The organism is Aliagarivorans marinus DSM 23064 (genome assembly GCF_000429485.1).
GTDB lineage: Bacteria > Pseudomonadota > Gammaproteobacteria > Enterobacterales > Celerinatantimonadaceae > Aliagarivorans > Aliagarivorans marinus.
This window is the reverse complement of record NZ_AUBY01000013.1, coordinates 103,062-115,783: the sequence shown is the minus strand read 5'-3', so window position 1 is coordinate 115,783 and position 12,722 is coordinate 103,062. Positions and strand designations below refer to the sequence as shown.

The window sequence follows — 12,722 nt, the reverse complement described above, 5'->3', positions numbered from 1 at the left end:
TATCGCAAGACATCTGAAGCGGCCTATTGGCCGCTTTTTTTAGGCCTGCGGTTTATCAGACGCACTCCGGTAAGCGTGATTAGCAACCAGCCCCCGAAGGCGCCAGCAGCGCCATCGGGGGGCAAAATATCGCCATTGGTGGTGTCGTAGATAAAGGCCAATGTTAGGTCGGGATTGCGGCTACCGTATTCATAGATACAGCGTCTGAGGTTGCCCGATACCACTGCAGCGGCGTAGCCGCCGGAAGGGGGCTCGGTGCCGGGTACCACCTCAATCCCTTCTTGCATCACCATGTTCCACACATCGCGGCAGCGGCCCGGGGTCATTATCGTATACCCGGGCCAGCCATTATTGTTCAGATTTACCGTGACATTGCCGTTGGTAAAATCCTGGCCGCCGTTAATATGGCCTTTGGTGGCGGCCAATTTTACGCCGTCCGAGAATGCTGCCGCAGTGCCTCTGACTACCGCAATCTCGCCGTCCTGGGCCAGGCTGATATAGCGCGGAGCTACGGTTGACCCTAGTATCGCGAGAATGGCGATAACGCTAACCAACTCAATTAGAGTAAACCCCTGAATCCTGCCCTGCATGCTACGTCCTGTAAGTAATTAATTAATATATTAATTTAATTAAAAGGGTCGAGTTAATAAACACTTACTCTGTATTTATGTGCGCGTAGCACGGTTCAAAAGCCGCCCTTGGGGCACTATACTGCGGGTTAATGGTGTTGATTTGAGGGAAAGGTATGCGTTCGCTATGGCTTAAGGCGGTCAGCTTGATTTGTGTGCTTACATTGGCGGGCTGTAGTGCCTCGCCAACCGGCAGAAACCGGGTGTTACTTTACGATAACTCGCAAATGAGCGCTCTGGGTGCCCAGTCGTTCGAGGAGATCAAAAAGAGCGAAGAGGTGGTGACCGATAAAGCCATTGTCTCCTATGTGCAGTGTGTGACCGATGCGGTTACCGCCGAGATCCCCGGCCACTATGGCGAGGAGCATTGGGAGGTGGCGGTATTCAAGTCCGAACAAGTAAATGCCTTCGCACTGCCCGGTGGCCATATCGGTGTTTACACCGGCCTTATCGAAGTCGCTGAAACCCCTGACCAATTGGCCACGGTAATCGGCCATGAAATCGCCCACGTGCTGGCTGAGCACAGCAACGAGCGCCTGTCGCGTAATCAGATTGTCGGAGTCGGCACTTTAGCCGCTGCGGTTGCCATTGGTGCCAGCGATATTGAACACAAGGGCGCGACCATGGCCGCACTGGGCCTGGGCGTGCAATACGGCATCGTGTTGCCCTACGGCCGCGCGCAGGAGAGTGAAGCCGACGTGATGGGGCTCGATTTGATGGCCAGTGCCGGTTTTGAGCCACAAGAGAGTGTCAGCCTGTGGCAGAACATGGCCAAGGCCAGCGGTGGCTCGCCACCGCAGTTTTTGTCGACTCACCCCTCGCACAACACCCGGATTAATCAGCTGGAGTCACAAATGCCAAAAGCCTCCGGCCTGCGTCAGCAAGCGCTGGCCAATAACAAACAGCCAGACTGCGAACGCCCCAACTTATGATCATTCGAGCCTTACGCGATGACCTGTAAAGCGACCATTCGACCGGCCAGAGAAGCGGATGCGGTCGCGATTGTAGATGTGCAGCGTAGAAGTTGGGCGGCGACTTACCCCCCTGCCTTGGTGGATAAAATGCTGGTTCAGCTTAACCAGTCACAGCATCGCTTGCTTTGGCATAAGCGCCTTACCGACCGCGCCATGTCGGCGTGGGTGGTAGGAGAGCGTCCCTTGAAAGGCTTTGCTTGTGTGGAGTTTACCCCGGACGGGCCGGAGCTGTTGGCCTGTTATCTGGACCCGGCAGTGACCGGGCAAGGTCTGGGAACCGGTCTGCTAACTAAAGTTGAACAGCACTTGAGCGTGAATGGTGAATCGCGTTTGGGGCTGTGGGTGATGATGGAAAACGAGCGGGCCATCAACTTCTATTTGCGCCAAGGTTATCAGCTAACCGGTCAGGCGCGGCAAAACAGTTTCGACGGTGAGCGCTTCGGCCAATTACGCGCAGAAAAAGCGCTGATTGCTAGCAAAGCCGCGGGTGTATTGTGTTAGACTGCGCCTTCGATTAATAAACCAAATTGAGTTAACAATGAGCGAAAAGTATCAAGGCGCAGCAGCGCAGGCCAGCTATGGCTACGGTATGCAGATCGGTGAGCAAATCGAACGTGCTGCTTTTGAAGGACTAGTGATTGATGCCATGCTGGATGGTATCCGTGATGTTATGACCAAGCAACCTGCTCAGGTTGACGAAGCGACCATCGGCGCGGCTTTCCAGGAAATCACCGCTCAAATCGAAGCGAAAAAAGCTGAGCAGCACGCCGAAGTACGTGAAGCTGGCGAGAAGTTCCTGAGCGACAACCGTCAACGCCCTGAAATCAACGTAACCGAAACTGGCCTGCAGTACGAAGTACTGAGCGAAGGTGAAGGCGAAAGCCCAGAAGCGACCAGCAAGGTACAAGTTCACTATGAAGGCACCCTGATCTCTGGCGAAGTATTCGACAGCTCAGTGAAGCGCGGCCAACCTGCAGAGTTCCCAGTAAACGGCGTAATCAAAGGCTGGACTGAAGCCCTGCAACGCATGAAAGTGGGCGACAAGTGGAAGCTGTACATCCCACAAGAGCTGGCGTACGGCTCACAAGGTGCGGGCGCAGCGATCCCTCCATTCGCTACCTTGGTATTCGAAGTAGAGCTGCTGGCTATTCTGTAAGCCTGATTGCTGATTCGATATCGAGAAGCCGATGCATTGCATCGGCTTTTTTGTGCTTAGCTATTATCACTCTGATTGCTCGTCACTTATTGGAGTGTTTTAAATAAGTAAACAGAATTAAAGTCATGATTTAGCTTGGAGGGGGGGGTCAACACATGGTGCCCTCTTGGCGATAATGCTGGTTGGGTACTTCTTACGCCCAAGTTTAGAGAGTAGTTAGATGTCTCCAATACCTGAAGTTGAACGAAGTCAAGCTTAAGATTCGTCAAGTCTGGGTTTATTTTAGGGAAGGTGATGACACCATTGCTGGTATCGACTCTTACGTATTGGTCGTAATGGCCTATTTCACCCTTGCTGTTAGTTGCACTGAAGCTTAGTCCCGCCCATACGGATTTTGGCTCAAATCCACTAAACTGATAGTTAATCACTTCGGGGCTTACATTCAGCAACTGTAATTCAGATGAGCTCAGATCTGGAATCTCTATGTTGTCCTTTGAGCTAACTAAAACCCTCATATAATTAACCCATTGCTCTTCATATTGCTCAGACTGTGCCGCTAGAAGGTGATTTTCTAATGGTTCTGCAAATGAGGTAAGTTGGTGCGTACCAGGCTCCAAGGTTTCAGAATACTGAACTGAGAATTGATAGTCTCTAGTGAAAGGGCTTTGATTAACTCTTGTCTGGTCAGACTCAATAGAAATATCAAACATCTCAGTTGGTTCTAGTGGAATATCTGAAAGCACTAATACTTCATTTGGGCTGAGCTGTTCTCGATAAATGAAGCCGCTTGCGGAGATAAAATTACTGTGATCACTGTCTTCAAATACAACAATGCCCGGAGTGTCAGGACCTAGTTGGATGCTACCGTTTTTAATTGGCGGATCAGTACGAAGATTGTCTGGGTTCTCAACATTAACAACCAGTTGGTGGTAATCAAAGCAACTCCCGGTATCTCCGGGGTAGCTTTCAAAATAATGGAGCAAGTAATCATTGCCGTAAGCAGCATAGTTTACCAACGCTTCTTTTTGCTCTGAAATTATGCGATTGCCAGCCTGGCTGGAAAAGAGTGGCGCTACAGTTGCTAGATGAAGGCTAGGTATGTCAGATATCTTCAAATACCCATGTTCGTCAGTATATAAAGTGGAGTGATATTCCCCCTCTGGTGTATGGACCAAAATCTCCAAACTGGGCAGCTCACAGTACCCACCTTCTTCTTCGGTATGCATAACGAATCGTAGTTGATGATTTTCGTCACTCGATTCATCGTTACTGGATGAGTCACAAGCTATGATTGAAGTACTTAGCCCCAAAGCAAGAGTTATGCGGAGGAGGTACATATATTTATTGTTCATTATTAATCCAGAGTTTAAAGCTCTCGCACAAAATGATGTATAGCGAGCTGGGGAATGTATTATTAAACAATGAGGTTGTAGCTATGCTATAAAGCTAGTCGGCAACAGCTAATTAAATTAGTAGCTGCCGACTTGAATCTAATCACTACAGTCGCTTGTTGAAATAGAGCGCGCGTAAGTTCTGCGTGTATCTATTCTCTGGATTGAATTTATTGAGTTCCATCAGGTTAGGTCGATAGGTGCTCAAGCCACCGCCTTCAGTATCTATAACTTCAACGACGACATAGTTGAGTTCAATATCGGTTAAATCAGATACAACCTTGGGTAGTACGACAGCTCCTTCACCGCTTTGCAACCACACGTACTGGTAATAAGATGCAGCCTCACCATTTCCATTAGTTGCTGTAAAGTGTATGCCAGCAAAGACTAGCTCTGGCTCTAAGCCATCGAGCTGGTAGGTAATAGCATCAGGGCTGACATCAATCAGCTGAAACTCAGGCGTGCTTAAATCTGGCACGTTTACGTCTTGGTCTGTGTTAAGCCAATTTTTAACGTGAGTGATGTTTTGCCCATCATCATCTTCGAACTGCACTGCAGCTAGGTGGCTTTGCAATGGGGCAGTGAACGTCGAAAGTTGATGGGCACCTGCTTGCAAAAAGTCAGCAAACTTTTGCGAAAACTGATAGCCGTTGGAAAATGGTCGTTGCTCGATAAACGATAGTTCAGCCTCAAGGGTAAGGTTAAACGGTTCACTTGTGACTAAAGGAATGTCACTTAGCACCAACACTTCATCCTGACTTAGCTGATCTCGGGAGATATAGCCACTAGCTGAGAACATACCGGTGTTATCATCGTATTGCTCATAGACCACAATGCCGGGCACATCTTGAGCTAACTCGATGTAGCCATCCCTAATTTGAGGGTCAGTGAGAAGGTTGTCCGGGTTTTCCACTTGAACGGTTAGCTTGGGGTAGTCATAACAGTTACCCAGTTCGCCAGGGTAGTTTTCAACATAGGTGCCAATGAAGTAGTCGCCACCATTTGCGCTGAGTTTAATCAGTGCTTCCTGTTGTTCGGAAACAAACCCTATTTCACCTTTGTTGTGATTGGTGAGGTGTGGTGCAACGGTAGCAAGATGTTGCTGAGGGATATCTGTTAGTGACAAAAAACCGCTGTTGTTTGTGTACAGAGTGCTGTGATATTCGCCTTCGGGGGTGTGAACCAAGATCTCTAAATCGGGTAGTTCGCAGTAGCCGCTTAAATCACTTTGCTCGGCAACAAAACGTAGCTGTGGATTTTCATTGACTGTCTCTGAAGAGTTACACGCAGCGAGGAAAGCACTTAACCCTACAGCTAAGGTTAGGCGGAAGTTGGTCGTTAGTGTTGATGCCATAATTTACTCCAAAAAAAAGAGCTTCCGTAGTTGGAAGCTCTTCCTGAGGCTTAAAGTGTTCGCGGTTGAACCATACTTAGGTCGTTGGCCGCGATATTTGAGCGGCATTCTAACGCAGGTGACAGAAAAGTTAAAGTTTGCGCAAATTGACGGTGTTTTAGGCAAAGGCTTCCTGTATTGGCTGTTTTGCCCTGCAGAAGTGAAGCGTGATGCTGCTCACATTTCCTGCTATACTCCGCGCGCACTTTTTGGTGTCGACAAAGCTAGGTGCTGACAAGAGCGCCTTTTAGTTACTACAGCGGGAGAAGGCTTATCATCCAGACAGCGAATATCACCATGCAATTTGGTGAGAAACCCTTATTTGAAAATATCTCGGTTAAGTTTGGCGAGGGAAATCGCTATGGTTTGATTGGCGCCAATGGCTGCGGTAAGTCGACCTTTATGAAGATCTTGAGCGGCGAGCTGGAGCAAAGCGCTGGCACCGTGAAGCTCGACCCGAACGAGCGTATGGCTAAGCTGAATCAGGATCAGTTTGCCTACGAAGAGTTCTCGGTGGTGGATACCGTGATCATGGGCCACAGCGAGCTGTGGGCGATTAAAGCTGAGCGTGACCGCATCTACGCCATGGCGGAAATGAGCGAAGAAGACGGCATGCGTGTGGCCGACTTGGAAACCCAGTTTGCCGAGATGGACGGCTACTCGGCGGAAGCGCGTGCTGGCGAACTGCTGCTGGGTGTGGGTATTCCACTGGAGCAGCACTACGGCCTTATGAGCGAAGTCGCGCCCGGTTGGAAGCTGCGTGTGCTATTGGCGCAGGTACTGTTTGCTGACCCCGATGTAATGCTGCTCGACGAACCGACCAACAACCTGGATATTGATACCATCCGTTGGTTGGAAGAGGTGCTGAACGAGCGCAACTGCACCATGGTGATCATCTCGCATGACCGTCACTTCCTAAACTCGGTGTGTACTCATATGGCTGACTTGGACTACGGCGAGCTAAGCGTGTATCCGGGTAACTACGATGAGTATATGGCTGCAGCGACCGCTGCCCGCGCCCGTATGCTGGCCGACAACGCTAAGAAGAAGGCGCAGATCGCTGAGCTACAACAGTTTGTGGCGCGATTCTCGGCCAACGCATCGAAGGCCAAACAGGCGACCTCGCGCGCCAAGCAGATCGATAAGATCCAACTGAATGAAGTAAAAGCGTCGAGCCGTCAGAACCCATTTATCCGTTTTGACCAAAGCAAGAAGCTGTTCCGCAACGCGCTGGAAGTGAACCAACTGGCACAAGGCTATGATGAGCTGCTGTTTAAAGAGCTCAACCTGCTGATTGAAGTGGGCGAGCGTGTCGCGATTATCGGCCAGAACGGTGTTGGTAAATCAACGCTATTGCACACCCTAGCGGGCAGGCTCGAGCAGAAGCAGGGTGAGTTTAAGTGGTCTGAGAACCATAACATCGGTTACTACGCCCAAGACCATGCCGACGACTTCGACGTGGATATGAACCTGTTCGATTGGATGCAGCAGTGGGCCAAAGAGGGCGATGACGAGCAAGTTATTCGTGGCACCTTGGGCCGTTTGCTGTTCTCGCAAAACGAGATCAAGAAGTCGGTGAAGGTTATCTCCGGTGGTGAACAAGGGCGTATGCTGTTCGGTAAGCTTATCTTGCAACAGCCCAACATCCTGCTGATGGATGAGCCAACCAACCACATGGATATGGAATCGATTGAATCGCTGAACATGGCCTTGGAGCAATACGAAGGTACGCTGCTGTTCGTGAGCCATGACCGTCAGTTTGTTTCATCCTTGGCGACCCGTATTCTGGAGATAACCCCAGAGGGCATCAATGATTTCCAAGGGACCTATGAAGAGTTCCTGAAGAGCAAGGGCGTGGAAGAGTAAGCGTTCGCTGCATTTAGATACACAAAACGCCGCTGATTAGCGGCGTTTTTTATTGCGGCGTTGTTGCAAGTTAGTGCCTAACTTAGAAGCGCTAACGTTTAGAAGCTGAAGCGTTGCTGCTTCTCGCCGCTGCGGCCTTGTTCGGTGATGACCAGCTCATTGCCTTCGATGGCGTAGCTGTAGTTAGCGTCAAACTCCATGTCGCGCCAGCGGCCGTCTGGGTAGTTGCCCCAGATTACCTGCTCGCCTTCGACCTTACAGCGGTGCTGGCTGAGCTTGCCGTTTGGACGCTGGTAGTCAACGCGCCAGTACTCTTCTAGCTGCTCTACGCTGATCGCCGCGGCGTCGCGGTTAAAGGCCATTGCCAGAGTGGCTTGGCAGAATTCGGCTTCGCCCATAGCGGGTGCTTGGGTGTTGGCACAACCGCTCAGTAAGGCGGCACCAGCCAACATGGCTGCGGTGATTTTCAATTTCATTTTCTTTCCCAAATATTGTTCTTTCCCCACTCGTGGCGGCGGGGTCGGGGGAATAATACGCGGAAGCCCCTAAAAATGCGATATATCTCACACTTGGTTAGATGACGTCGGCAGTAGGGAAGACTAGATAATCCTCGCCATTTTTGCCACAAACGTAGTCAGCACTGGGCCTGATGGGGTAAAGTAGCAGTTCTTCCTATTGCTCTCTTTTTGTCCAGTTTCTTTTATCCAATAAGGACTCTCTCATGTTAGGTTTTTTTGAGCGGATAACTGAGCCTTATCCCGGCGACGCCCCGACCCAGCCTCCCAAGGGCTTGTATCAGTTTTGTCGTTACTACAGCCGCGGGATGGAGAAACCGCTGCTGCTGATGTCGTTTACCACTGCCTTGATTGCGATCTTCGAGGTGGCGCTGTTTGGCTTTATGGGCCAACTGGTGGATTGGCTGGGCGATAAAGACCCGAGCACCTTTCTCGCTGAAGAGGCCAACACCCTATGGCTGATGGGGGGGATTCTGGTGGTGGGTTTGCCGCTGCTGACCTTGTTGGGCTCACTGCTGATCCATCAATCGCTGCTGGGCAACTACCCGATGGCGATCCGTTGGTCGGCGCACCGTTACCTGCTGCGCCAAAGCGTCGGCTTCTTTGCCAATGATTTTGCCGGACGCATCGCCACCAAGATGATGCAGACTGCATTATCGGTGCGTGAGGCGGTGATGAAGCTGCTGGATGTGCTGGTCTATGTGCTGGTCTACTTTGGCTCGATGCTGGTGTTGGTGGCGCAGGCCGATGCGCGTTTGGTGTGGCCGTTGCTGGTGTGGCTAGCGGTGTACCTCGCTGCCCAGTTCTACTTTGTGCCGCGCCTCAAGAAGGTGGCCGAGGAGCAGGCGGATGCCCGCTCGCTGATGACCGGCCGGGTAGTGGACAGCTACACCAATATTGCCACGGTGAAGCTGTTTGCCCACTCCTCCCGCGAGGCCGATTATGCCCAAGCCGGGATGGACGAGTTCCTCGATACGGTGTATCGGCAGATGCGCTTGGTGACCGGGCTGAACATGGCGGTGCAGATGGCAAACTATCTGCTGACCTTCGGGATTGCTGCGCTCTCTATCTACTTGTGGATGCATGGGGCGATCTCGGTGGGGGCTATCGCGATTGCCATCGCGTTGTGTCTGCGTCTCAACGGTATGGCCCAGTGGATCATGTGGGAGATTGGCGCGCTGTTTGAAAATATTGGCTCGGTGGCCGATGGCATGGAGACCTTGTCACGCCCGCAAGATATCGTCGATGTCGACAACGCCAAAGACCTGAAGGTAAGCGCCGCGGGTATCCACTACCAAGATATCGGCTTTCACTATGGTGAAGCGTCGGGGGTGATTGACCATCTCGACCTTAAGATCAAGCCGGGTGAGAAGATTGGCTTGGTGGGGCGCTCGGGGGCTGGCAAAACCACCTTGGTGAACCTGCTGCTACGTTTTCACGATGTGGAAAGCGGCAGCATCTTGATTGATGGCCAGAACATCTCCCAGGTGACCCAAGACAGTCTGCGCGCCCAAATCGGTATGGTGACCCAAGATACCTCGCTGCTACACCGCTCGGTGCGCGACAACATCCTCTACGGTCGCCCCGGTGCAACTGAAGAGCAGATGATTGCCGCCGCCAAACAGGCCGAAGCCCATGAGTTTATTATGGGGCTGCGCGATCAGCAGGGCCGCACTGGCTACGATGCCCATGTGGGCGAGCGTGGTGTGAAGCTCTCTGGTGGGCAGCGTCAGCGGATTGCGATTACCCGAGTGCTATTAAAGAATGCGCCGATTCTGGTGCTAGATGAGGCCACCTCGGCGCTGGACTCGGAAGTGGAAGCTGCCATTCAGAGTAGTCTGAATCAATTGATGGAAGGTAAAACGGTGATCGCGATTGCCCACCGACTCTCAACGATTGCCGCGATGGACCGACTCATCGTGTTGGATAAAGGTGCGATTGTCGAGCAGGGCACCCATTCGCAGTTGGTTGAGAGCGGCGGGATCTACTCCCAGTTATGGGCTCACCAAACCGGTGGCTTCTTAGCAGAAGACTGTTAAGTATCGATTCGGTCTAAACCGTTTACTGGCTTAGACCGTTTTTTCTTGTGCCTGCCGAAACTGGCGGGGCGATACCCCATGGTAGCGGCGAAAGCGGTGCGAAAAGTTGTAGGGGTCGCTATAGCCCAGCAGGCTGGCGATATAGCCGATATTCCACTGGCTGTAACGCAGCAGCTCGGCGGCCTTCTCCATACGTAGCTGGATCAGCCTTTGCCGCGGCGAGCGCTGATAGAGCTGATGACATAGCCGGGTCAGTTGCACCTCACTGAGGTAGCTGAGCGCAGCAATTCGGGCCACGCTCCAATCTTGGTGAAGCTGCGCCTCCACCTGACTAAATACCTCCATCACCCGTTCTTTCGAGCCATGATCCTCGGTGTTCGATACCAGTGCCCGTTGTAAGAAACCGTTGAGCTCATTGACCCACTTGCTGCGCTGCTTAGGGCGATGCTGCATATCGTGGAATAGCATGCTGAGCAGCGCCCAGATCTGCTCGCTCAGCGGGTAGTGCTGGACCTGCTGGTTGAACTTGGCGATGGGCAGCTTGCTTGTAAGCGGGTCGATCAACAGCCAGGCGATCTGCCACTGAGGCTGCTCCTGATATTGGTCCAGATCGAAGCGAAAACCTTGCCCAGCTGGAAGTACAGTGAGGGTTTGCGCGCTTATCACTTCCTCCACCTCCATACCCCGCAGCTGGCCCTGGCCGCTTAGGGTGAAGATAAGGGTGTGGTGCTCTGGCTTGCTACGTTCCACATAGTACTCGTCAAACAGCTCGGCGATACCGGCCATATGAATGCCTTGGCGCGAAAACTCAGGTACCCCTTCTTGGGTAATAAAACGCTCTTTACACTGGGGCGAGAGGTATACAAGTTCTTGAAGTTGTCTGTCCATTTTTAACCAATGATTGTTTTTAACATCTTTATGCGCTGTTTTGACATGTTGTATTTTGCCGCAAAACGTACATTAGCGGCATGAAATGAGGAGTGAGCCATGTCACATTCTGTAGCTATAAATCAGACAAGCTTTTTGTCAAACATCGTTAAGATTGCCCTGCCAGTGGCAATCCATAACGCATTAGTTGCTTGCCTAGGAATGGCGGACGTAATCATGGTGGCCGGTCTTGGTGAGGCGGCCACTGCTGCGGTGGGCGCTGCCAGCCGCTGGCACTTTGTGATGATTATGATTATGGCAGGATTGGCCAACGCCAGCGGTACCTTGATCGCCCAGTATTGGGGGAAAGGCAGTGCTGGTGATGCTAAGGCGGTAAGTAAACTGGCACTTAAAGTGGGGATCTGGCTGTTTGTGCCGATCACCTTATTGGTGGGCTTGGGCGCCGAGTTAATGATGAACGCGCAAACTACCGATGCGCAGGTGATTGCCTTTGGTCGCGATTACCTGATCACCAGTTTGCCGATCCTGTTGTTGACCCATGTGATCATCAACCAAGAGGCGGCATTGCGTTCAACAGGCCAAAGCTGGTTGCCCCTAGGCGTGTCCAGCTTTGTGATCTTGCTGAACATTTCGCTGAACTTCGTGCTGATTAACGGCTTGTTCGGTGTGCCCGCGATGGGTGTGAAAGGTGCCGCGTTGGCCACCGTGATTGCCCGCGTGGTGAACGTTGCGATCTACTGGGTGTATGTGCGCCGGGTGCAACACTGGTTGGTTACTGCTAAAGAAGATAGCGAGCCTAAGCTTTTGCATAGCAAATACCGCCGTTTGGCTGTGCCGCAAGTAATTAACTTGCTGGGCTGGGGTATGGGTACCCTGATGCTGCAGATCATCTTTGGTCGCATGGGCACCACTGAGCTGGCTATCTTCAGCCTGTTGGCGCCGTTTGAAGGCCTATGTTACTCGCTGTTCTTTGGCCTGGCGACCGCCTGTGCGGTGCTGATTGGCCAATCGTTGGGGCGCAGTGAGTTTGAGCGCGCTGAGCACATCTCTGGCCAGTTCCTGCTGTCGGCCTTTATTGGCAGCTTGGTGGTAGGCTTGGTGGTGTTCTTTAACTTGGACGTACTGCTCGGTTGGTTGCACTTGGATAGCCCCGAGATGCTACCGATGGCCCGCCCGGTGATGCTGATATTGGCGATGGGCCTGTGGGTGCGCATGCTCAATATGATGCTTATTCACGGCATCCTGCGTGCGGGCGGTGAGAACCTGTTCTGCCTGCGTACCGACTTTATCGGTATGTGGTTGGTGGGGATTCCGGTTACTGCGTACGGTGCGTTTATCGGTGAGTGGCCGTTCTACCTGTGTTACTTGGCGCTGTTCAGTGATGAACTGACCAAGCTTACGCTAGCTGCGCGTCACTATCTGCGCCGTGGTTGGTGTAACAATCTGACTTTGCATCCGGCCTAACGCTGATGATGTTGAGAAAGGGCGTGCTTAGCACGCCCTTTTTGTATCTGCAGCTCAGCGCTAAACAAAATGTTGGGTTCTACGCATTTGCTTTTGGACGCATGGGTATCAGTTTTCGCAATTGAAGGGGGTAATTCATCTCCAATCAAGTGCGCCAAAGAGGTGCATGTGTGTTCTAACATAGTGAATTTATTGAAAAAATATTGTTACCACTTTGGAGGTAATAAATTTCGTAAGTGTCTGATTCCGCTTTTTAAAAAAATGTGATCCCGATCTTGGCACACGCTTGGCACTACTCCATTCGAGATATCAATCATCGTCCAAGTGATCAAGATCAGGAGCACGGAATGCAAAACGACTCAATCAAAAAGCTCGGAACAAGCCTTAAACCCAGTCTTATAGGGAGC

The 12,722-nt window shown here is 51.7% G+C and carries 11 protein-coding genes; 6 read left to right on the top strand and 5 right to left on the bottom strand.

All coding sequences use genetic code 11. The annotated features are described in order from the left end of the window. Positions 1–23: 23 nt before the first annotated feature. Entirely contained in the window at positions 24–590 is a 567-nt protein-coding gene (locus G461_RS25385) for a pilus assembly FimT family protein (RefSeq protein WP_051333365.1), read from the bottom strand. Positions 591–745: 155 nt separating this feature from the next. On the opposite strand from G461_RS25385, the gene G461_RS0104885 reads away from it, so the two are divergent. Genes G461_RS0104885 through bamJ form a run of 3 tightly spaced genes read left to right on the top strand, consistent with a single transcriptional unit; the run spans position 746 to position 2,759 of the window. Then, complete coding sequence (locus tag G461_RS0104885; protein WP_026971015.1) at positions 746–1,561, top strand: M48 family metallopeptidase; 816 nt, start codon at positions 746–748, stop codon at positions 1,559–1,561. An 18-nt stretch (positions 1,562–1,579) separates the two neighbouring features. After that, the gene (locus tag G461_RS25380) at positions 1,580–2,104 is read left to right on the top strand and encodes a GNAT family N-acetyltransferase (RefSeq protein ID WP_051333364.1); all 525 of its coding nucleotides are present in this window, start codon (positions 1,580–1,582) and stop codon (positions 2,102–2,104) included. Between the two features lie 37 nt (positions 2,105–2,141). Further along, complete coding sequence (gene bamJ, locus G461_RS0104875; RefSeq protein ID WP_026959274.1) at positions 2,142–2,759, top strand: BamJ family beta-barrel-assembly machinery protein; 618 nt, start codon at positions 2,142–2,144, stop codon at positions 2,757–2,759. Between the two features lie 86 nt (positions 2,760–2,845). Here the strand turns inward: bamJ and G461_RS0104870 are convergent, their stop codons facing one another. Both G461_RS0104870 and G461_RS0104865 read right to left on the bottom strand, forming a co-directional pair. Continuing rightward, complete coding sequence (locus G461_RS0104870; RefSeq protein WP_157360239.1) at positions 2,846–3,985, bottom strand: hypothetical protein; 1,140 nt, start codon at positions 3,983–3,985, stop codon at positions 2,846–2,848. A 271-nt stretch (positions 3,986–4,256) separates the two neighbouring features. Then, complete coding sequence (locus G461_RS0104865; protein WP_026971013.1) at positions 4,257–5,504, bottom strand: hypothetical protein; 1,248 nt, start codon at positions 5,502–5,504, stop codon at positions 4,257–4,259. Between the two features lie 312 nt (positions 5,505–5,816). On the opposite strand from G461_RS0104865, the gene G461_RS0104855 reads away from it, so the two are divergent. Beyond that, entirely contained in the window at positions 5,817–7,409 is a 1,593-nt protein-coding gene (locus tag G461_RS0104855) for an ABC-F family ATPase (RefSeq protein ID WP_026971011.1), read from the top strand. Between the two features lie 98 nt (positions 7,410–7,507). On the opposite strand, the gene G461_RS0104850 is transcribed toward G461_RS0104855, so the two are convergent. After that, a complete protein-coding gene (locus G461_RS0104850) occupies positions 7,508–7,885 on the bottom strand; it encodes a hypothetical protein (RefSeq protein ID WP_026958970.1) in 378 nt (125 codons plus the stop codon). Between the two features lie 245 nt (positions 7,886–8,130). Between G461_RS0104850 and G461_RS0104845 the strand changes: the two genes are divergently transcribed. Further along, positions 8,131–9,963, top strand: a complete 1,833-nt coding sequence (locus tag G461_RS0104845; protein ID WP_026971010.1) for an ABC transporter ATP-binding protein — start codon at positions 8,131–8,133, stop codon at positions 9,961–9,963. 30 nt (positions 9,964–9,993) lie between these two features. Here G461_RS0104845 and G461_RS23300 read toward each other — a convergent pair whose 3' ends face one another. Then, positions 9,994–10,851: a helix-turn-helix transcriptional regulator gene (locus G461_RS23300; protein ID WP_035479376.1), complete on the bottom strand. Its 858-nt coding sequence runs from the start codon at positions 10,849–10,851 to the stop codon at positions 9,994–9,996. Positions 10,852–10,950: 99 nt separating this feature from the next. Between G461_RS23300 and G461_RS0104835 the strand changes: the two genes are divergently transcribed. Beyond that, positions 10,951–12,315: an MATE family efflux transporter gene (locus G461_RS0104835; RefSeq protein WP_026971009.1), complete on the top strand. Its 1,365-nt coding sequence runs from the start codon at positions 10,951–10,953 to the stop codon at positions 12,313–12,315. Positions 12,316–12,722 lie beyond the last annotated feature (407 nt).

Bases quoted from the DNA above. Each gene is read 5' to 3' on its own strand.
- G461_RS0104885 (WP_026971015.1), top strand. From the start codon at position 746: ATGCGTTCGCTATGGCTTAAGGCGGTCAGCTTGATTTGTGTGCTTACA.
- G461_RS0104865 (WP_026971013.1), bottom strand. From the start codon at position 5,504: ATGGCATCAACACTAACGACCAACTTCCGCCTAACCTTAGCTGTAGGG.
- G461_RS25385 (WP_051333365.1), bottom strand. From the start codon at position 590: ATGCAGGGCAGGATTCAGGGGTTTACTCTAATTGAGTTGGTTAGCGTT.
- G461_RS0104835 (WP_026971009.1), top strand. From the start codon at position 10,951: ATGTCACATTCTGTAGCTATAAATCAGACAAGCTTTTTGTCAAACATC.
- G461_RS0104870 (WP_157360239.1), bottom strand. From the start codon at position 3,985: ATGCATACCGAAGAAGAAGGTGGGTACTGTGAGCTGCCCAGTTTGGAG.
- G461_RS23300 (WP_035479376.1), bottom strand. From the start codon at position 10,851: ATGGACAGACAACTTCAAGAACTTGTATACCTCTCGCCCCAGTGTAAA.
- G461_RS0104850 (WP_026958970.1), bottom strand. From the start codon at position 7,885: ATGAAATTGAAAATCACCGCAGCCATGTTGGCTGGTGCCGCCTTACTG.
- bamJ (WP_026959274.1), top strand. From the start codon at position 2,142: ATGAGCGAAAAGTATCAAGGCGCAGCAGCGCAGGCCAGCTATGGCTAC.
- G461_RS25380 (WP_051333364.1), top strand. From the start codon at position 1,580: ATGACCTGTAAAGCGACCATTCGACCGGCCAGAGAAGCGGATGCGGTC.
- G461_RS0104845 (WP_026971010.1), top strand. From the start codon at position 8,131: ATGTTAGGTTTTTTTGAGCGGATAACTGAGCCTTATCCCGGCGACGCC.